We start from the raw sequence: 18,807 nt of genomic DNA, 5'->3' as shown, positions 1-18,807 counted from the left end.
CGCGTCAGGCCTGCGGGGGGAAGGCCTTGATGACGTCGTGATCGTGCTCGATCACGCCCATCTTCGCGGCTCCGCCGGGCGACCCGATCTCGGAGAAGAACTCCACGTTGGCCTTGTAGAAGTCCGACCACTTGTCCGGCAGATCGTCCTCGTAGTAGATCGCCTCGACCGGGCACACCGGCTCGCACGCGCCGCAGTCGACGCACTCGTCCGGGTGGATGTAGAGGCTGCGCTCGCCCTCGTAGATGCAGTCCACCGGACACTCGTCGACGCACGCCCGGTCCTTGACGTCGACACAGGGCAAAGCGATGACATACGTCACTGTGGACTCCCTCCCAAGGGTCTACTGAACTCTCGCATCATACCGCCGGAAGGGCGGGAAGAAAGCGCTGGTACCCCTGCCGGTATCGCACCTACTCGTCGTCGCTCGCGGACACGCACTTGACCGCATCGTCCGGGTTGTAGGTCCAGGTGAAGCTCTCGTCCTTGACCTGCTCACCGTCCAGGAACACCTGGCGGTAGTTGGTGATGGTGAACCCGGGCTGGCCCGCGCTCTTCGCCGCGCAGTTGGCGGACGAGATCTTGTCGACGCCGGGCTGGACGATGTTGGTCTTGTCCGAGGCCTGGGTCTCGACCGTGTAGTACGGCGTGGACCAGACGTCGACGTGCACGTAGCCGTCCTCGACGTAGCTGTTGAAGACCGCTGCGTACGGGGTGTCGTTGGTGAACTCGACGTTGATCTGCGTGCCGTAGATCGTCGACTCACGGCCCGCGGGATAGCGCTGGAACCACACCGTGTGCGGCCGGAACCGATCGATGTCGTAGCCCGCGAAATAGGCGGCGTTGTACGTCGTGGTCGCCATCTGCGACAGGCCACCGCCGATGCCGTCGGTGAGGACCCCGTTCACGATCACGTGGGCGTAGCCGTAGCCCTCCTCCTCGGTGATCGGGGAGAGGATCTCGTGCAGGTCGAACTGCTCGCCGGGGAGGATGATCGTCCCCTCGACGTCGGCGGCCGCGGTGATCAGGTTCTGCGTGCGGATGTACTCATTGGTGAGCGGGGTCTCGAACGAGGACACGATCTTCTTGAAGTCGTCCGAGCCGAGCGTCTCGGTCGTGTACTCCGCCTCGGTCGCCCTCATCGGCAGCTCGGCGGTTCCGCCGGCCGCAGTCACGGCCTCGACGAGCGAGGCACCGAGCGCCTCGCTGTCGACGGTGAGCCCCGGCGCGCCCTCGTCGATGACGATCTTGTGGTTGGCGTTGAAGGTCACGCTCGCGTCGACCGGTTCGGTCACGAGCTCGGGGTGGTCCTCGAGCAGGGCCACGGCGATCGTCTCGCCATCGACCTCGAGCGCGTACTCGCCGTCGACGATCTCGACGGACGCCTCCGCGGCGATCTCCTCGGCGGGCACGACGATGTCGTCGCCGTCCCACGTGAGGGTCGCATCGGTCGACAGCGGACCCGAGTTGAGCGACTCGGCGTAGGCCTCGGCATCCGCGAGGGACAGGTCGGGCTCGGTGAGCGTTGCCGGCACCTCGATGCGGGTCGCCGGCCACTCCTCGCTGACGGTGTCGCGCACGTCCTCGGTCGTCACCGCGATCTGGTCCGCGCCGCCGACCGTCTCGGCCACGCCGTCGACGATGGTCACGCGCGCGTCGAGCGCATCGCGGTCCAGGACCGACGCCACGGTCGCCGTCTCCTGCTTGAAGGCATCGTCATCGGTCGTGATCACGGGATCGACCTCGCCGACGCCGGCGACGTAGTCCCACAAGCGCTTCGGGTCGAGGCTGAAGCCGGTGTGGTCCGCGACGGTCTGCTCGACATCGATCGACAGGCCCAGCTTCTCGGGGAAGGTCAGGTACGACGCCGTGCCGACGGTGAAGGACACCGCCGTCGCATCGATCTCCTCCACGGCCGGAGCGAGCGCGGCGGCGGCGTCCTCCGACGTCATGCCACCGATCTCGACGCCCAGCACCGAGGTGCCGTTCGGCACGCGATCCGCGATCGCCGCCTCCGCGATGACATACAGCAGGCCGAGGACGAGGATCACGATCGCCACGACGCGAGGCCAACGGCGACGATGCTCGGGCTCGGGCTCGCGCGTGAGGAACTCCGGCAGCGGTTCCTGGTCGGGATCCGTGAGGCCCACATAGTTCGACTGCGTCGCGAGCGTGGTCTCCGCGGCGGGCTCGTCCACCTGCGCGGGCTCACCCTCCTCCTCGGGCTCGTCCACCTGGGCCGGAAGCACCTCGGTGGGATAGTCGAGCTCGGGCGCCGTCGCAGGAGCGGTCTCGGTCACCGCTTCCTCGCCCACGTCGGGCTCGACGTCCGGCAGGAAGTCGGTCTGATCCGATGCGCCTGCCGCCACACCGAGCGCTGCGGCGCCCGCGGCAGCGCCAGCGGCGGGTGCCGCTGAGTCATCGTCCGCGTCGTCGGCTTCCTCGGCAAGCTCCTGGCGGAGCAGGCTCTGACGTTCGACCATGGGCACCGGCTCGGGCTCCGGCTCGGGCTGGAACTCCGTCGCCGAGTCCTGCTCCGGCTCCGTCTCCGGTTCAGGCTGGAACTCCGTCGCCGAGTCCTCGTCGGGCTCCGGCTCGGGCTGGAGGTCAGCCGCTGCATCCGGCTCCGTCGCAGCATCGTCCGAGGCATCCGCGGCGTCGCTCTCGTCGCTGGCGCTGTCCTCGGCGGCACCCTCGTCGGTCGCACTGGGCTCAGCACCGTCGTCCTCGGGCGCGAGCGCGGGCACGACCACGCCCGCCTCGTCCTCGGGCGAGGACTCCTCGACCGGCGCCACTTCGTCGTCGAACGCATCCGCCCGGTCCGCGGCGACCTCAGGCTCGGTCGGCGAGGACTCCTGCGGCGAGACGTCCTGGGCGGACGGCGCGGTGAAGCTCGCGAGGTACGGGCTCACGGGCACGGCGCGGTCCACGACCGGCTCCGGCTCGTCCGCGGGCACGGCGGGAGAGGCCTCCTCGTCGATGGATTCGGCCTCCTCGGACTCCACCGCGGCGCCCTCGCCGGCCTCCACCTGAGCGTCGTCCGGCTGCGTCTCCTCGAAGGACTCGGCCGCCGCATCGTCCTCCTGCGCGACCTCCTCGGACGACTCAGCCGACGCATCGTCCGTCTGCGGGGTCTCCTCGACCTCCGCGGCGGAAGCGGTCTCGGCCGCGCTCGCCGCGCTGGCTCGGCGCTTGCTGCCGGCCACCGCCCTGCGCCGCGGCTGCCCTGCGCCCTTCTGCTGCGCGTTGTCCAGTCGACGCCTACGCGACATGCTCACGTCCCTTGATCAAGAAGCTCGGCGTGAAGGACACGAGCACGATGGCCGCCGCCGATCCGAGCAGATAGGTGTACCCGAGCGCGTCCTCCACGATCAGCACGGATCCCCCCGGGCCCGCCTGCGCCAGCAGGAACACGACGATCGCCCAGGCGCCCGAGTAGAGCGCGAGCCCCGCCCAGTCGTGCCAGGCGCGCGCGAACAGCGCCCCGGTGAAGGTCATCACCACCACGGCGATCACGCCGTAGAAGGGGTAGGTCCGATGCGAGAGCGTCCCGATGGCCGCGATCGCGGCTCCCATCACGAGCAGCCCTCCGAGTCCAAGAGCACGCCGCATCATGGCGCCTACTCTACTTCCGGCCGCGCGGGGCTTTTGTCACGCTGTGGGCGCGTCCGGGGACGCCCCTGGCACGTGCCGCGACGGGACGATGCGTCCGCCGCACCCGGGCAACCGCCTGGGCGTCCGAGGCACCCAGTCGAACTGCGGCCGCGTGAGACCGCTCAGGCGAGGCCCGCAGACGACTCAGGCGAGGCCCGCAGACGACTCAGGCGAGGCCCGCAGACGACTCAGGCCCGGCCCCCGCGAACGGGAGCCGGGCCTGAGTCGAAGCGGGTCTGGGACCTACGCGTTCTGACGCTTGGCGCGCGACGCGGCGCGGCCGCGCTCGGTCTGGTCCAGGATCACCTTGCGGATACGCACGTTCTCGGGGGTGACCTCGACGCACTCGTCCTCACCCGCGAACTCGAGGCACTCCTCAAGGGTCAGGCGGCGAGGCGGCGCGAGGCGCTCGAGCTCCTCCGCCGTGGACGAGCGGATGTTGTTGAGCTTCTTCTCCTTGGTGATGTTGACGTCCATGTCCTCGTTGCGCGAGTTCTCGCCGACGACCATGCCCTCGTAGGTGTCCTCGGTCGGGCCGACGAAGAACGTGCCGCGCTCCTGCAGCGCCATGAGCGCGTTGGACGTGACGGCGCCCGCGCGGTCCGCGACGAGCGAGCCGTTGCTGCGGTACTCGATGAGGCCGGCCCAGGGCTCGTAGCCCGCGCCGATGGACGACGCGATGCCGGTGCCGCGGGTGTCCGTGAGGAACGTGGAGCGGAAGCCGATGAGGCCGCGCGCCGGGACGATGAACTCCATGCGCACCCAGCCGGTGCCGTGGTTCGACATCGACTCCATGCGGCCCTTGCGGGACGCGAGAAGCTGCGTGACGGCGCCGAGGTGCTCCTCGGGGACGTCGATGGTCATGTGCTCCATGGGCTCGTGGAGCTTGCCGTCGATCTCCTTGGTCACGACCTGCGGCTTGCCGACCGTGAGCTCGAAGCCCTCGCGTCGCATCTGCTCGACGAGGATCGCGAGCGCGAGCTCGCCGCGGCCCTGGACCTCCCACGCGTCCGGGCGCTCCGTGGGCAGCACGCGGATCGAGACGTTACCGATGATCTCCTTGTCGAGGCGGTCCTTCACCTGACGCGCGGTGACCTTCGCGCCCTTGACGCGGCCGGCCAGCGGCGAGGTGTTGATACCGATCGTCATCGAGATCGCGGGATCGTCGACCTGGATGAGCGGGAGCGGGCGCGGGTCCTCGAGGTCGGTGATCGTCTCACCGATCGTGATGTCCTCGATGCCCGCGATCGCGACGATGTCGCCCGCGAACGCCTTCTCCGCCGGCACGCGCTCGAGGCCCTTGGTCTCGAGCAGCTCGGTGATCTTCACGGACTTGAGCGTGCCGTCCTGGCGGGCCCACGCGACCTGCTGGCCCTTGCGGATCTCGCCGTTGAACACGCGCAGCAGCGCGAGACGGCCGAGGAACGGCGAGGCGTCGAGGTTGGTGACATGCGCCTGGAGCGGGGCGTCCTCCTCGTACGACGGGGCGGGGATGCGCTCCATGATGACCTTGAACAGCGGCTCGACGGTGTCGCCCTCGGGAAGCGCGCCGTCGGCAGGCTGGGTGAGCGAGGCGATGCCGTTCTTCGCGGAGGCGAAGACGACGGGGACCTCGAGCAGCGCGTCGACGTCGAGGTCCGGGACCTCGTCCTCGAGGTCGGAGGCCAGGCCGAGCAGCAGGTCGTGGGTCTCCTCGACGACCTCGTCGATGCGGGAGTCGGGGCGGTCGACCTTGTTGACGACGATGATGACCGGCAGCTTCGCTGCGAGCGCCTTGCGCAGCACGAAGCGGGTCTGCGGGAGGGGGCCCTCGGACGCGTCGACGAGGAGGACGACGCCGTCGACCATCGACAGGCCGCGCTCGACCTCGCCACCGAAGTCGGCGTGGCCGGGGGTGTCGATGACGTTGATCGTCGCGCCGCCCTCGGGAGCCGCCTCGCCGGTGTAGCGGATCGCGGTGTTCTTCGCGAGGATCGTGATGCCCTTCTCGCGCTCGAGGTCGCCCGAGTCCATCGCGCGGTCCTCGACGTGGGCGTGGTCGCCGTAGGCGCCGCCCTGGACGAGCATCGCGTCCACGAGGGTGGTCTTGCCGTGGTCGACGTGGGCGACGATCGCGACGTTGCGCAGGTCTGAGCGCAGGGGCATGCGTGTACTCGTTTCGTAAGGGAGGGAGCCGGTCCCTCCCTGGGCCGACGCTCCATTCTAGCGGTTGTACGAGTGAGGGCCCGAGGCGTGCCGCGGGCCCTCACGTCGGGAAGCGATCAGCGGCGCTGCAGTGCGATCAGCGGCGCTGCAGTGCGATCCTGCGGCGCGCTGCGAGCAGGGCCAGACCGCCGGCGACCAGGACCGCGCCGGCCGCGAGGCCGAGTGCGGCGTCGGCGGGCCCGGTCTCGGCGAGCTCGGTCGCGTCCGCCTCAGAGTCGGAAGACGTGTCGGTCGAGGTGTCGCCGTCGTCCGTGGAGGCGTCCTCGTCCGACGAGTCGTCAGCCGAGGGAGCGTCGGCCGACAGGACGGTGTACGCCACCTCCTCGGAGAGCTCGGCGAGGGACTGCCCGACGCCGCTGCCACTCGCGTCGAACGCCAGGGTGCCTGCGCCCACGCTGTCTGCCATGCCGCTCAGCTTGGCGGTCAGGACCCAGGTCTCGCCGTACTCGAGGCACCCGTCACCGTCGTCGCCCGAGTCGAGAGAGAGCCCGGTGCCCGCGAGGCTCGTGAGCACGTCGCACACGTCGGCGCCGTCCGAGTCGGACGCGTGGCTGAGCTCGATGGTGACGGGGATGTCATCGCCGACCAGGATCTTCTCCGGCAGCGTGAAGGCGGCGGAGAGCGAGGGGTGACGCGTCACGGTGAGCGTGACAGCGTCCTGACCCGCGGCGGCGTCGGTCGCGGTGGCGACGACGACGTCGTTCGTGAGCAAGGTGACGTCGCCGGCGAGCACATCGTCGACCGTCGCGTCATAGGTGATCGTCAGGGTGTCGCCAGCGGTCATGTCATAGGAGGCGCCGTTCGTGAGATCCGAGGGCGCGCCGGCGGGGTCGATGCTCGTCACGAAGGGGGGCACCGTGACATCGACGGTCACATCGCCGAACCACAGCGCGTTGCTGAAGCCACCGGTGAACGAGTCGACATGGATCAGCAGGGTCGCCTCGCTCTCGCCCGAGACGGCCGAGGTGAGGGTCTGGGTGCCCGCGGCCGAGGCGCCGCTCAGGACCACCGAGTCGGCGACCGAACCGTCGAGCAGCAGCGAGATGGTCCACTGGTCGCCGGCGTCGGAGGCGGCCATCGAGCCCGTGTCGAACGACGCCGTCAGCGACGTGGCGTCTGCCGGGATGTCGAGCGAGCGCTCGAGCTCCTGGCCCGCGTACGTGCCGGAGTACGCGATCGCGGCCAGTCCGCCGACGAAGGGCACGACCTGCAGGAGCCCACCCGACGCCGAGCCGTCGTCGTCGGTCTCGACCCAGGGCCCGTTCCAGCCGGTGCCGCCGGTGTAGGACTTCGCGGCCCACGGCTCGACGGCCGAGGTGTCGCGCTGGTCCTCGAACACGAGGTGCGACGAGCCCTCGACATACGTGAGGCCGTCGGGAAGCGTGTCCGCGACAGTCACGCCCTCAGCGTCCCCTGTGGCGGCGACCTCGACCGTGAAGCCCACGGTGTCGCCGGCCTGGACGGTCGAGGCGTCGGCGGACTTCGCGACGGTCAGGTCGCTGTCGACCGCCCCGGCAGAGGTGCCGACCACGGCGATCGAGGTGAGTGAAAGGGCCGCGATGGCGCCGAGGCGCGCAGCGGTGCGGGTGGCGTGCATGGGTGTTCTCCTCAGCGTCACCGGCCGCCCCTTGGATTGGCACCGTGTGACAGACACCACACTATCGTTCACGTGTTGCAAATATGTGAAGCATCACCTTCCCACTCTCGCCAACCCCGGCCCGGACCACCGCTTCACGAACAGGCGACCGAGTCCTCACCCCAGACCTCCGGCGGCCGATGGGCCAGGCAACCGACACGCGGAGGCAAAGGACGCCGCCGCCACGACAGCGAGAAGGGCACCCACGATGGCCGCAACCAAGCTGGCTCGAGACAACGCAGGCATCGGCAGCACCGAGGCGCTCAAGCGCGTCGGGATCGAGTCGATGGTGGACTGCCTGACGATCCCGATCTTCGTCGTCGCCCTGGACGGCCGCATCGAGTACATCAACAAGGCCTCGTGCGAAACGATCAACATGATGGGCGGCATGACCCCCGAGCAGCTGCTCGGGCAGCAGATCGAGGAGGCCAAGAAGGTCTCGAAGCTGTCGACGCGCGCATCCGACTACCCGTCCAAGGACTCCTTCTCCGTCAACGGCGGGTTCGTCGAGACGACGCTGAACCTCCTGCACGACATCAAGGGCAACCCGGTGTGCTTCACGTACTCGTGGAACGACCTCACCGAGTCCGTGCAGATCCGCAAGTCCTCGCACGACACCGCGCAGCAGATCATGGCGCTCAGCGGACAGCTCGAGGTCGTCACCGACCAGCTCAGCCAGCAGGCGCAGACCACCTCGGACGGCGCCCAGACGGCTGCGGCAGCGGTCGAGCAGATGAGCGCCTCGGTCCACGAGATCGCGTCCTCCGCCACCAAGGCCGTCGAGGTCGCCAACGAGGCCGTCGGCGCCGCGGGCGAGGCGACCGATCGCGTCACCAAGCTCGACGCCTCGAGCCAGGAGATCAGCGTGGTCGTCAAGCTCATCACCCAGATCGCCGACCAGACGAACCTGCTCGCCCTCAACGCGACGATCGAGGCGGCACGCGCCGGAGAGGCAGGCAAGGGCTTCGCCGTCGTCGCCAGCGAGGTCAAGGAGCTCGCCCGCGAGACCGCCGAGGCCACCAAGCGCATCACCGACATGATCAGCGGACTCCAGGACGACAGCGGCCACGTGACGTCCTCGCTCACCGCGATCACCGAGCTCATCGACCAGATCTCGGGCGCCCAGACCGCCATCGCAGGCGCGGTCGAGGAGCAGTCCGCGACCACCAACGAGATCTCGCGCTCGGTTGCCGACGTCGCGACCACCGCGCAGACCACGTCGCAGGACGTCGCGACGATCGCCCAGGGAGTCGCCGAGGTCGCCGCGGCTTCGCACGCGCTGGAGGCGCTCACCAACGAGTGACCCTCGGCGTGGCACGCTGAGGGCATGGAGATCGTGCACCTGGCGCGTGCGTCGGACTGGGAGGCGGCCAAGGCCGCGGGCGAGTACCGCGTCTCGGGGGTCGGGATGACCCTGGAGGAAGAGGGCTTCATCCACTGCTCGACGTGGCTGCAGCTGCCGCGCACCGCGAAGCGCTTCTACGCCGATATCTCCGAGCCTCTCGTCGCGCTCGTGATGGACGAGGACACCGTGCGCGCCGCGGGCACCGAGGTCCGCTACGAGGGCGACTCCGACCTGTTCCCGCACATCTACGGGCCGATCGACCCCGCATGGGTCACGCCGCGCCCCGCGAGCATCGAGAAGGGCTGGCTCACGTTCGAGTGAGCGCACTCGCGCACGGGCGGGCGGGCCCCCTCACGCCGCGACGGGTGCGGGCGGCTCGACCGTGGGCGGCGGGGTCTCGAGCGTCGTGACGTCCGCAAGGGCCGCATCGTCCGTGTGGGACGTCTCCTTCTCGCCGAGCTTCACGACGACGACGCCGACGAGCACGAGTCCCGCGCCGAGCGCCTGGGTGAGGCCGGGCGCCTGCCCGAGCAGGAACCAGGCGAGGAGGGTCGCGGCGACGACCTCGAGCAGGCCCACGAACGATGCGAGGCGCGCGCCGAGGCGGCGGGTCGCGGCGATGCCCGCGACGTAGGCCACGCCGGCCGTGATCGCGCCGAGCGCCACGAGGACCACCCACACGGGCGCCTCGAACGGGACGAAGTCGACGGTTCCCGACACGAACGACACCGGCAGCACCCCAAGCGCGGCGGCGACGACGAGGCCGACGAACGCGACGAAGAGCCCGCCCGCTGCGAGGGTGAGCGGGGGCAGCCCCGAGCTGTCGTCCGCGGAGACCACGAAGTAGACGGCGGCGCCGACCATCGCGCCGAGCGCCCACACGATCCCCGTCGTCGACAGCGGACCTCCGCCGAGGACGTCGAGGAGCAGCATGAGGCCCACGGCCGCGACGCCCGCTCCCGCGTAGGTCGCGCGGCCGGGGCGGTGCCCGTGCCGGATCCACATCCAGGCGATCACCGCGATCGGCGACAGGTACTCGATCAGCAGCGCGACGCTCACGTCGAGCGTGCCGACCGCCATGAAGTAGCACAGCTGCGCGCCGACCACGGCGAAGAGGCCGTAGACGACGATCGTGCCCAGGCCTCGGCGCAGCAGCGCCCAGTCGCCCTTGAGGGCGAGAAGGCCCGGCACCAGCAGCACGATGGCGGCGATGCCCACGCGGGCAAGCGTCGCGGCGCCCGCGCTCCAGCCCAGGTCCATGAGGCCGCGCGCGAGGCTGCCGGACAGCCCGAAGGAGCCCGCGGACACGAGCGCGAACCCGAGTCCCGCGGTGAGGCGCCCCACGGGCGCGTCATGAGTCAACGTCTGCATGACTCCTGACGCTAGACCTCGACTGGTAATGTGTCAACATGGGTTTCACCGATGACACGACCGAGGCGCTCGACGCCGGAGTGCGCCTGTCCAACACGGAGCTCGAACCCGACACGCTGACCACGCTCGACGAACTGCTCACGTTCTTCCGCAGCTACGGCTACTCCGGGAACGAGCCGACCGCGGCGGACCTCGACGCCGTGCGCGAGATCCGCACGCCGCTGCGCCGACTCTTCACCGCGACACGCGATGGCGCCGTGCCTCTCGTGAACCAGATCCTCGAGGACGCCGACGCGATCCCGCGCCTCGTGCGGCACGGAGACTCCGACTGGCACTTCCACGCGGTCGCCGACGACGCCCCGTTCGCGACCCGCGTGATGGTCGAGACCGCGATGGGCATGACCGACGTCATCCGCGCCGACGAGATGAGCCGCTTCGACCGCTGCGAGATGGACGATTGCGAGGGCGTCGTGTTCGACATGTCCCGCAACCGCTCGCGCAAGTACTGCTCGGTCACGTGCACCAACCGGGCAGCGCAGGCCGCGTTCCGCGCCCGCCAGGCTGCGGAAGACTGAACCGGTTCTCTCTCAATCCCGCGATCGCGGTCGATGAGGGAGGCAGCGGCACAAGGGGATGCCGCCCGTCCCAGGAGAGAGCCCATGAACTTCGGAAGCACCCGTTCGCCGCACGGTCGCGGTGACCACCCTCTGCTCACCAGCACCGCGAGCCTGCGAGCGATCCTCGACAGCATTCGCGCCAACGTCTTCCTCGCCGATATGGATCACAACATGGTCTACGCCAATCCCATGGCGCTCGAGGCGATCAAGTCGATCCACGGCTCGATCAAGGACAACTTCGACGTCGACAGCGGCGACATGGTGGGCGGGCAGATCCACCGCTTCCACAGCGATCCCTCGCGCATCGCGCGCCTCCTGGGCGACGGCCGCAACTTCCCCCGCGAGGCATCGTTCTCGTTCGGCGAGACCACGCTGCACACGAACATCAACACGGTGAAGGACGCCGCGGGCAAGGTCATCGGCTACTGCGTCGTGTGGACGGATGCCACGTGGGACGAGTCGGTCGGCGAGGTCGCCCGCGACACGAGCAGCCGCATCCTCGACAAGAGCGACAGGCTCGACTCCCTCGCGCGCGCCCTGACCGATCAGGCGTCGCGCACCTCCGAGGGCGCCACGACCGCCGCGGCCGCCGTCGAGCAGATGAGCGCCGCGGTCAAGGAGATCGCCGGGTCGACCGCGCAGGCCTCGACCGTCGCGCGCGACGCCGTCTCCTCGGCCAGCACCGCGTCCGAGTCCGTCTCGAGGCTCGACGCGTCGAGCCAGGAGATCAGCGTGGTCGTCAAGCTCATCACCCAGATCGCCGACCAGACGAACCTGCTCGCCCTCAACGCCACGATCGAGGCAGCGCGCGCCGGAGAGGCAGGCAAGGGCTTCGCCGTCGTCGCCTCCGAGGTCAAGGAGCTCGCCCGCGAGACCGCCGACGCGACCAAGCGCATCACCGACATGATCTCCGGACTGCAGACCAACACGACCGAGGTCACGAACGCCCTCGGCTCGATCTCCGGACTCATCGACCAGATCTCCGAGGCGCAGACATCGATCGCGAGCGCCGTCGAGGAGCAGTCGGCGACGACGAACGAGCTCGCTGCGTCCGTCGGGCACGTCGCGCAGGCCGCGCAGGAGACGACGCACGACGTCGCCGAGATCGCGCAGGAGGTCGGCGACGTCCGTGAGGAGACGCAGAACCTTCAGCGGGTCGCGTCGGGCTCGTGACGACGGCGGACTGATCGGACGATCACCCGCGCGGCACCCTGACACGCCATCGCCGCCGCCCACATGAACGCCGCGCCCCCGGCCCGGTCAGCCCGGCTGAGGGGGCTTCCGGCCAGCTCGAGCTCGCGGCGGGCGCGCACCGCACCTGGCAGCATCACCGGGACCGCGGTCGCGACGCCCGCCGTGTAGCCGCGCATCGCGACCGACTGCATCACGTGGGTCCACACGTGCGCCTCGAGCCCCGCGACCGCCGCGCGGTACAGGCGCGAGCGCCCCTCGGATCGCGCCCCGCGCACGCATGCCGTCGCGACGATCACGCCCATCAGCCCGATCGCGACGATGCCCTGGGTGTGGTCCATCCGCAACGCGTCGATGCCCGTCGCGTCGGCCAGCCTCCTCGAGGAGGCGGGGAATGCGACGGCCTCCTCGACATCGTGGAGCGACCACGCGAGGAACAGCGCCGACGGACCTGACAGGGCCATGCCTCCACCGTAGTCGTGCCACGCCACCCCGGTCCGGCCTCGCGCAAGCGCCCGGCGGATCCCGGCACTTGCGACCTGCTGGCGCGCCCGGGACTACCCTTCGAGGGTGAGTTGATGCCGGGGAGGGCACCATGGACGATGCGACGGTGACGGGGCTGCTCGACGAGCTGGCCTCGCTCGAGGACCCCAAGATGAGGGCGGTCAACGAGCGGCATGGCGACGACCACGGCGTGAACCTCACGAAGATGAGGGCGATAGCGAAGCGGCTGGGCAAGGACCAGGACCTCGCACTGGCGCTGTGGGCCACCGAGGACACCGCGGCCCGCCTGCTCGCGCTGCTGATCTGCCGCCCGAAGGACTTCTCCGCCGCGCAGCTGGACACGATGCTGCGCGAGGGCCGCCGCCCCAAGATCCAGGACTGGCTGATCAACTACGTCGTCCGCAAGGGACCCCACGCCGAGGAGCTGCGCGCACTCTGGTTCGACGATCCCGACCCGTGGATCGCCGCCGCCGGCTGGAACCTCACCTGGAACCGGGTCGTCAAGAGCCCCGCGGGACTGGACCTCGACGCGCTGCTCGACCAGGTCGAGAGTGAGATGAAGGGCGCCGCCGAACGGCTCCAGTGGGAGATGAACAGCACGCTCGCGCAGATCGGCATCACCGACCCGTCGCGCCGACCCCGCGCGCTCGAGATCGGCGAGCGGCTCGAGGTGCTCAAGGACTACCCCACGCCCCCGAACTGCACGTCACCGTACGCGCCGCTGTGGATCGGCGAGATGGTGCGGCGCGCGGAGGGCTCTTAGGCCTCGCCCAGGACGGACTGCCCGATGGGCCCGGGGTTGTACGCGATCTCCCACAGGAAGCCATCGGGATCGGCCACGTAGCCGGAGCGGCCGCCCCAGTCGCGCGTCGTCGCCTCATGCACGAGCGTCGCGCCCGCCTCGACCAGCTCGCCGATCACCCGGTCGACGTCCTCGATCTGGCGCACGTTGTGCGCGAGCGTGAACGGGGGTGCGCCCCCTCCCCTGGCGACCGGGCCGATCTCGCCCGCGGCGGAATCCTCCTGCCACAGCGACAGCACGACGCGGTCGGCGACGCGCACCATGAGCACCTCGCCGGGGACGTCGAGCTCGGGCGTCCAGCCGAGCGCGTCCACGTAGAAGGCGCGGCTGCGCGCGAGGTCACGGACGACGAGGGTGACGAAGGAGAGGCGCGGGTCCATGCGTGCGACGCTACGCCTCGGCACTGACATCGTCCTCGGATCCGTCCGGCTCGGCCTGGCCGCGCTCGTCCACCGTCGCCGTGCCGGTGACCAGATCGGGGAACCCGCCGCGCGGATCGATCGCGGCCCACAGCACGAGCGTGGCTGCGAAGGCATGCCCGACGACCACGAGGTACGGGCTCGCGTCGGAGCCGCCCTCGAGCCACGAGCCCGTCGCGCACAGCGCGGCATAGACCCCCAGGCCGGCCAGGGCGCGCACGACGATGCGGCCGCGGCCGAGGTCGCCGCCGCCCTTGCGCTCGGGGCGCAGCCAGAGGATTCGCTCGCCCCACGAGGCGCCGGCGCGCGTGAGCGACGGCACCAGGACGACGAGGCCGCCGACCACGAACGAGAGCCCGTGGCGCGAGGCGGAGTCCGCCTCCGTGCCACCTCCGGGCGACACGAGGTCGATCACCTGGAATGTCAGAAGTGCCGTCACCCACAGGATCGCGAGGTCGAGCACCACCGCGGCTCCGCGCCGCAGGCCCGAGAGCGGGCGGGGGCGCAGGCGCCCCTCGGAGAGGCGCTTCGCGGGCGGCATCCAGAACAGCAGCAACGGAGCGAGGATCGCGCCGATGAGCGCGCCCAGGGTGTTCGCGAGCAGGTCGTCGATGTCGGCCACGCGGTACTGGCAGCCCACGAGCGACCAGCCCCCGGAGTACTGCGTCATCTCGATCACGAACGACGCGAACGCCCCTGACAGGACGGCGAGCACGAAGGGCATGTTGAAGTAGCGCCGCGCGAGGATGCCCCACGGGATGAACAGCACGGCGTTCATCGCGACCTGCAGCACGGTGAACGACAGCAGGGCGTCGGGCATCCCGTAGTACGACACGGCCCAACGGATGTCGTCGATCGAGTGGAACGCGTCGAGCTCGAAGGTGCCTCCGCGGTCCGACTCGCACCACGATTCCGTGCCCGGCGTCGGCAGCAGCGTGTAGGCGACGAGCGCGACCCCGTAGATCGAGACCGCCGCAGCGCCGCCCGCGCGGATGAGGCTCAGGCCTCCGTAGGCGCGCACCTGATACAGCAGGAGCGGCGCGAGGATGACGCCCCACAGCGCTCCGCCGGTGATGACCGCGGCGATGGCCGGCGATGCCCAGGTCTCGAACACAGGTGCCATTCAACCGGACGCGACCGCCGCTCGGAACGGTTCTGAGGGAACTGTGGGCGGCGTGTGCGAGATCTGGGTGCTCGCCGCTCAGCGCGGGGCGCCGCTCGCGACCGACCTGTAGTGGAGCAGGGTCGTTCCGCCCTCGAACACCCGCTGCTCGACGAGCTCGAGGGCCGCGGAGGCGCCGTCGGGCAGCGCGCGCAGACCTCCCCCGACGATCCGCGGCACGACGAACAGACGGAAGTGCTCGACCATCCCGGCGCTGATCGCGGGCGCGGCGGTGGTCGGACCGAAGATCTCGACCTCCCCGTCCGCGTCTGCCACGATCCGCGCCAGCGCATCGAGGTCGAGGTCCGACACCAGGCGGGCACCCGTCGGGGCGACCGCCTCGGCCGTGAGCGTGGTGGACGCGACGACGCGGTCGAGATCGCGCCACCGCACGGCGAACTCGCGCTCGGCGTCGCCCCAGGTCGGATCGTCCTCGAGCCAATAGGTCATGAGCTCATGAGCGCGGCGGCCGAGCACCTCGGCCGACACGGCCGCCATCCGCTCCACGTGGAAGTCGAAGACCTCCTCGCCTGGCGCGGACCACTGGAAGCCACCACTCGCGTCCGCGGCGTAGCCGTCGAGCGAGACGGTCGCGGTGAAGCACAGCGTCCCCATGGGCTCGTCCCTCCGTCAGCGGGCAGCTCCAGGCTAGAGCGTCACGTCTGCGGGCGCGCGGGCGATCCCGAGAACCCGTGGGCGTGGGCGCGCTCGATCAGGAGCACAACTGTCCCCGCCCGCGGGCGATCACAGCCCTGCGTCGGTGAATGTCTTCCAGGTCGTGTAGCCGCCCGAGAGGTTCGCGACATCGGCGAAGCCCGAACGCAGCAGCACGTTCTGGCCCGCGTTGCCGGTGACGCCCTTGTTGCAGTACGTGACCGTGGGCAGGCTCGGGTCAAGTTCGGTGAGCCGCTCGCGCAGCTCCTTGAGCGGGATGCTGACCGCGCCCGTGACGGCGCCGCGCGCGTGGTCCTTGGGCGAGCGCACGTCGACCACCTGGATCGCCTCGCCCGCCTCGCGGCGGCGACGCAGCTCGCCTGGGGTGATCAGCGGCGCGACGCCGCTGATCGCGTTCGCGAGCGCCATGCCCGTGTAGTGCACGGGGTCCTTGGTGGTCGCGAACGGCGGCGCGTACGCGAGGTCCAGGTGGAACAGGTCCGCGGCCTCGGCTCCATAGGTGATCGCGGTGGCGAACACGTCCGTGCGCTTGTCCGCGCCCGGGCCGACCGCCTGAGCGCCGAGCAGACGCCCGGTCGCGCGGTCGGCGACGCCCTTGATGAGGAGCTTGCCGCCGCCCAGGTACTCCGAGTGGTCGGGCTTGATGTTGTGGATCACCTCGACGTCGTAGCCCGCGGCGCGAGCGGCGTCCTCGGTGAGACCCGTCGTGGCGACAGGCAGGTCGAAGACGCGGACGATGCCGGTGGCAAGGATCCCCCGGTGCTCCAGGGCGCCTCCGGTGATCGCGTCGCCCGCGATGCGCCCCATCTTGTTGGCGGTCGAACCGAGCGGCACCCACGTGGGCTCACCCGTGATGAGGTTGAAGGACTCGGCGGCGTCGCCCACCGCCCACACGTGCGGGACGGACGTGCGCATCTGCGCGTCGACGACGATCGCTCCCGACGCGCCGAGCTCGGCGCCCGCCTGCTGCGCGAGCGCCGTCACCGGCCTCACGCCGATCGCGACGATCACGACGTCAGCCTCGATGCTCTCCTCCGGGCCGTCCGGCGTCGTGACGGAGACCCCGGCGACCGCATCGTCCCCGTCCGATTCGACACCGCGCGATTCAACACCGTGAAGCGACTGCACGCGCGTGGCGAGGCGGAGATCCGCGTGCTTGCGCACCTCGGCGTCCACGAGGCACGACACGTCCGCGTCCATCCGCGCCATCGCGTGGTCGAGCGCCTCGACGATGGTCACCTCGAGGCCCGCCTGGACCAGCTGCTCGGCCATCTCGAGGCCGATGTAGCCCGCGCCGACCACGACCGCCTTCTTCGCGTCGTGAGTGACGATCCACTGGCGGATCCGGTCGACGTGGGCAGGGTTGCGCACCGGGAACACACCCGGCAGGTCGACGCCGGGCCACGCCGGGACCACGGGCGCCGCGCCGGTCGCGAGGACCAGCTCGTCGTAGGTGTCGGTGAAGACCTCGTCGGTGTCGAGGTTGCGCACGGTCAGGGTGCGGGCCTCGGCGTCGACCGCCTCGACCTCGTGGCCCGTGCGCATGTCGACCTGGTAGCGGCCGGCGAACCACTCGGGGCTGCGCGGCGTCAGCGCGCCGAGCTCCTCGACCTCGCCGCCCACGTAGTACGGCAGGCCGCACGACGAGTAGGAGATGAAACGGTCCTTCTCGTAGACGACGATGCTCGCGGTCTCGTCATTGCGCCTCGCCTTCGCGGCAACGGAGGTGCCCGCCGCGACCGATCCGATGATGACGATCCTCTTGCCCTGCTCGCTCACGATGAGACTCCCTGCGTCGACGTCCTGATTCCTCGCGAGAGCATAATGCCTCAATGTGAATTGAGGTTTACGAAGCCGACCTTCGACTCCTCGGCCTCTTCGGCTTGGGTGCCGGCAGCGCCTCCGCGGTCGCGGCGAAGAGCTCCCTGAGCCTGTCGGGATCCTCGAGCGCGTCGGCGTCGACGATCGGATGCGGCTTCGCGCTCGGGTACGGCTCGCCCTGCGCGAAGCCCTCGGTCACGGGCGTCGGCTTGAGATACACGGTGTCGTCGCACACGAGCCCGACAAACCTGTCGTCGCAGTACAGGCCGTACTCGCCAAACATCGCACGGGCCCGCACGTCGAGCGGCGCGAGCTGTTCCAGAAGGTGGTCGATGGTCTGTCGCGACGTGGCCATGGGCTCACGATAGGTCGCGGGTCGGACATGGCGCCCGGCGGGACTGGGTGCGGGCCGAGGAGCGCTCCACCCGGCCACGTCCGTACGATTCCTCTCGTGCACTCCGACCCGGCCCGAGCATCGTCCTGATGCCTCCCCGCTCCCCGCTCCCGCAGCGCCACGGCCTCGATGCCGCGTGGGTCCGCACGCCCGACCCCCTCCCCGACGGCTCGCTCCAGTTCGGGACGATGCGGGAGTTCCTCCTCGACCGGCTCCCGGCCGTCGCGGAGGTCGAGCGCAGGCTGGCCGAGGGCGCGTTCGTGGACGATGCGGGGCGCCCCTGGAGCGGGGACGAGGGCTACCGCCCGCGCACCTTCGTCTGGTTCCACCGCGAACTCGCGCCCGAGGTGCCGGTCCCGTCCCCCATCCCGCTGCTCGATCGCACCGACAGCCTGCTCGTGGTCGACAAGCCGCACTTCCTCGCCACCACCCCGCGGGGGATGCACGTGCGCCAGACGGCACTGATCCGACTGCGCGTGGAACTGGACCTGCCCGATCTGGCGCCCGCGCATCGTCTGGATCGCCTGACCGCCGGCGTGCTCGTGCTCACGACACGGCGCGACGTGCGGGGCGCGTACGCGAAGGTGTTCCAGTCGCGCAGGATGGACAAGACGTACGAGGCGATCGGGCGGTACGACGCCACCGTCGAGTTCCCGCTGCGCCTCGTCGGCCGGATCGAGAAGACGCGCGGCGACCTTCAGGCGCGGCTCATCCCCGGCGAACCCAATGCCGAGACGCTCGTCGAGGTGCTCGAGGTGCGCGGCGCGTTCGCGCGGTACCGACTCACGCCGGTGACCGGCAAGACGCACCAGCTGCGCCTGCAGATGTCGGACGCGGGGCTGCCGCTCGTGGGCGACCCGCTGTACCCGCACGTGCTGCCCGACGATCCGGCCGACTTCTCCGACCCGCTGCGGCTCGTCGCGCGGCGACTCGCGTTCACCGACCCGCTCGACGGGACGGAGCGGGAGTACGTCAGCGAGCGCGAGCTCGCGTGGCCGTCTCCCTGAACGG

General features: G+C 70.4%; 18 protein-coding genes. 6 read left to right on the top strand and 12 right to left on the bottom strand.

Features of this window, described 5'->3' with window-relative positions; genetic code table 11:
- Nucleotides 1-4: 4 nt before the first annotated feature.
- The 5 genes from fdxA to B7K23_RS07470 form a co-directional block, all read right to left on the bottom strand.
- A complete protein-coding gene (gene fdxA, locus B7K23_RS07495; RefSeq protein WP_062203417.1) occupies nucleotides 5-322 on the bottom strand; it encodes a ferredoxin in 318 nt (105 codons plus the stop codon).
- A gap of 91 nt (nucleotides 323-413) precedes the next feature.
- Nucleotides 414-3,272, bottom strand: a complete 2,859-nt coding sequence (locus B7K23_RS16075) for a VanW family protein (RefSeq protein WP_159451353.1) — start codon at nucleotides 3,270-3,272, stop codon at nucleotides 414-416.
- On the bottom strand, nucleotides 3,262-3,615 hold the full coding sequence (locus tag B7K23_RS07480; protein WP_143338145.1) for a hypothetical protein: 354 nt from the start codon (nucleotides 3,613-3,615) through the stop codon (nucleotides 3,262-3,264). The genes B7K23_RS16075 and B7K23_RS07480 overlap by 11 nt, the downstream gene beginning before the upstream one ends.
- A gap of 282 nt (nucleotides 3,616-3,897) precedes the next feature.
- A complete protein-coding gene (gene typA, locus B7K23_RS07475; protein ID WP_084125715.1) occupies nucleotides 3,898-5,799 on the bottom strand; it encodes a translational GTPase TypA in 1,902 nt (633 codons plus the stop codon).
- Between the two features lie 136 nt (nucleotides 5,800-5,935).
- On the bottom strand, nucleotides 5,936-7,456 hold the full coding sequence (locus B7K23_RS07470; RefSeq protein ID WP_084125714.1) for an LPXTG cell wall anchor domain-containing protein: 1,521 nt from the start codon (nucleotides 7,454-7,456) through the stop codon (nucleotides 5,936-5,938).
- Nucleotides 7,457-7,703: 247 nt separating this feature from the next.
- Between B7K23_RS07470 and B7K23_RS07465 the strand changes: the two genes are divergently transcribed.
- Nucleotides 7,704-8,798, top strand: coding sequence for a methyl-accepting chemotaxis protein (locus tag B7K23_RS07465; protein ID WP_143338144.1), 1,095 nt, complete (start codon nucleotides 7,704-7,706; stop codon nucleotides 8,796-8,798).
- Between the two features lie 24 nt (nucleotides 8,799-8,822).
- Nucleotides 8,823-9,161, top strand: coding sequence for a DUF952 domain-containing protein (locus B7K23_RS07460; protein WP_084125713.1), 339 nt, complete (start codon nucleotides 8,823-8,825; stop codon nucleotides 9,159-9,161).
- A 30-nt stretch (nucleotides 9,162-9,191) separates the two neighbouring features.
- On the opposite strand, the gene B7K23_RS07455 is transcribed toward B7K23_RS07460, so the two are convergent.
- Complete coding sequence (locus B7K23_RS07455; protein WP_084125712.1) at nucleotides 9,192-10,211, bottom strand: DMT family transporter; 1,020 nt, start codon at nucleotides 10,209-10,211, stop codon at nucleotides 9,192-9,194.
- Between the two features lie 38 nt (nucleotides 10,212-10,249).
- Between B7K23_RS07455 and B7K23_RS07450 the strand changes: the two genes are divergently transcribed.
- Together B7K23_RS07450 and B7K23_RS16070 are read left to right on the top strand one after the other, a co-directional pair.
- Nucleotides 10,250-10,786 (top strand): ABATE domain-containing protein, encoded by a 537-nt coding sequence (locus tag B7K23_RS07450; RefSeq protein WP_084125711.1) that lies wholly within the window; start codon nucleotides 10,250-10,252, stop codon nucleotides 10,784-10,786.
- Between the two features lie 84 nt (nucleotides 10,787-10,870).
- A complete protein-coding gene (locus tag B7K23_RS16070; protein WP_304441561.1) occupies nucleotides 10,871-12,001 on the top strand; it encodes a methyl-accepting chemotaxis protein in 1,131 nt (376 codons plus the stop codon).
- Here B7K23_RS16070 and B7K23_RS07440 read toward each other — a convergent pair.
- Nucleotides 11,977-12,483: an HXXEE domain-containing protein gene (locus B7K23_RS07440; protein ID WP_084125709.1), complete on the bottom strand. Its 507-nt coding sequence runs from the start codon at nucleotides 12,481-12,483 to the stop codon at nucleotides 11,977-11,979. The two genes, B7K23_RS16070 and B7K23_RS07440, sit on opposite strands and share 25 nt — an antisense overlap.
- A 131-nt stretch (nucleotides 12,484-12,614) precedes the next feature.
- Between B7K23_RS07440 and B7K23_RS07435 the strand changes: the two genes are divergently transcribed.
- Nucleotides 12,615-13,286: a DNA alkylation repair protein gene (locus B7K23_RS07435; RefSeq protein ID WP_084125708.1), complete on the top strand. Its 672-nt coding sequence runs from the start codon at nucleotides 12,615-12,617 to the stop codon at nucleotides 13,284-13,286.
- Here the strand turns inward: B7K23_RS07435 and B7K23_RS07430 are convergent.
- From B7K23_RS07430 to B7K23_RS07410, 5 genes are all read right to left on the bottom strand, one after another.
- Nucleotides 13,283-13,705: a VOC family protein gene (locus B7K23_RS07430; protein WP_084125707.1), complete on the bottom strand. Its 423-nt coding sequence runs from the start codon at nucleotides 13,703-13,705 to the stop codon at nucleotides 13,283-13,285. The two genes, B7K23_RS07435 and B7K23_RS07430, sit on opposite strands and share 4 nt — an antisense overlap.
- 10 nt (nucleotides 13,706-13,715) lie before the next feature.
- Nucleotides 13,716-14,858 carry a VanZ family protein gene (locus B7K23_RS07425; RefSeq protein ID WP_159451352.1) on the bottom strand — a complete coding sequence of 381 codons (1,143 nt, stop codon included), beginning with the start codon at nucleotides 14,856-14,858 and terminating at the stop codon, nucleotides 13,716-13,718.
- Nucleotides 14,859-14,945: 87 nt separating this feature from the next.
- On the bottom strand, nucleotides 14,946-15,521 hold the full coding sequence (locus B7K23_RS07420; protein ID WP_084125705.1) for a dihydrofolate reductase family protein: 576 nt from the start codon (nucleotides 15,519-15,521) through the stop codon (nucleotides 14,946-14,948).
- A 129-nt stretch (nucleotides 15,522-15,650) separates the two neighbouring features.
- The gene (locus B7K23_RS07415) at nucleotides 15,651-17,360 is read right to left on the bottom strand and encodes an FAD-dependent oxidoreductase (RefSeq protein WP_200809780.1); all 1,710 of its coding nucleotides are present in this window, start codon (nucleotides 17,358-17,360) and stop codon (nucleotides 15,651-15,653) included.
- A gap of 67 nt (nucleotides 17,361-17,427) precedes the next feature.
- Nucleotides 17,428-17,757, bottom strand: a complete 330-nt coding sequence (locus tag B7K23_RS07410; RefSeq protein ID WP_084125704.1) for a TfoX/Sxy family protein — start codon at nucleotides 17,755-17,757, stop codon at nucleotides 17,428-17,430.
- A gap of 128 nt (nucleotides 17,758-17,885) precedes the next feature.
- Here B7K23_RS07410 and B7K23_RS07405 point away from each other — a divergent pair, with 128 nt between their 5' ends.
- A complete protein-coding gene (locus B7K23_RS07405) occupies nucleotides 17,886-18,803 on the top strand; it encodes a pseudouridine synthase (RefSeq protein WP_084125703.1) in 918 nt (305 codons plus the stop codon).
- Nucleotides 18,804-18,807: the final 4 nt, after the last annotated feature.

Origin of the sequence: Demequina sp. NBRC 110054 (assembly GCF_002090115.1) — a bacterium.
In the GTDB taxonomy this organism is placed as follows: Bacteria; Actinomycetota; Actinomycetes; order Actinomycetales; family Demequinaceae; genus Demequina.
This window is presented reverse-complemented; position numbering and strand designations above follow the sequence as displayed.

Bases quoted from the DNA above. Each gene is read 5' to 3' on its own strand.
- B7K23_RS07410 (WP_084125704.1), bottom strand. From the start codon at position 17,757: ATGGCCACGTCGCGACAGACCATCGACCACCTTCTGGAACAGCTCGCG.
- B7K23_RS07435 (WP_084125708.1), top strand. From the start codon at position 12,615: ATGGACGATGCGACGGTGACGGGGCTGCTCGACGAGCTGGCCTCGCTC.
- B7K23_RS16070 (WP_304441561.1), top strand. From the start codon at position 10,871: ATGAACTTCGGAAGCACCCGTTCGCCGCACGGTCGCGGTGACCACCCT.
- B7K23_RS07465 (WP_143338144.1), top strand. From the start codon at position 7,704: ATGGCCGCAACCAAGCTGGCTCGAGACAACGCAGGCATCGGCAGCACC.
- B7K23_RS07430 (WP_084125707.1), bottom strand. From the start codon at position 13,705: ATGGACCCGCGCCTCTCCTTCGTCACCCTCGTCGTCCGTGACCTCGCG.
- B7K23_RS07450 (WP_084125711.1), top strand. From the start codon at position 10,250: ATGGGTTTCACCGATGACACGACCGAGGCGCTCGACGCCGGAGTGCGC.
- B7K23_RS07420 (WP_084125705.1), bottom strand. From the start codon at position 15,521: ATGGGGACGCTGTGCTTCACCGCGACCGTCTCGCTCGACGGCTACGCC.
- B7K23_RS07405 (WP_084125703.1), top strand. From the start codon at position 17,886: ATGCCTCCCCGCTCCCCGCTCCCGCAGCGCCACGGCCTCGATGCCGCG.
- B7K23_RS07480 (WP_143338145.1), bottom strand. From the start codon at position 3,615: ATGATGCGGCGTGCTCTTGGACTCGGAGGGCTGCTCGTGATGGGAGCC.
- typA (WP_084125715.1), bottom strand. From the start codon at position 5,799: ATGCCCCTGCGCTCAGACCTGCGCAACGTCGCGATCGTCGCCCACGTC.
- B7K23_RS07470 (WP_084125714.1), bottom strand. From the start codon at position 7,456: ATGCACGCCACCCGCACCGCTGCGCGCCTCGGCGCCATCGCGGCCCTT.
- B7K23_RS16075 (WP_159451353.1), bottom strand. From the start codon at position 3,272: ATGTCGCGTAGGCGTCGACTGGACAACGCGCAGCAGAAGGGCGCAGGG.
- B7K23_RS07460 (WP_084125713.1), top strand. From the start codon at position 8,823: ATGGAGATCGTGCACCTGGCGCGTGCGTCGGACTGGGAGGCGGCCAAG.
- B7K23_RS07455 (WP_084125712.1), bottom strand. From the start codon at position 10,211: ATGCAGACGTTGACTCATGACGCGCCCGTGGGGCGCCTCACCGCGGGA.
- B7K23_RS07440 (WP_084125709.1), bottom strand. From the start codon at position 12,483: ATGGCCCTGTCAGGTCCGTCGGCGCTGTTCCTCGCGTGGTCGCTCCAC.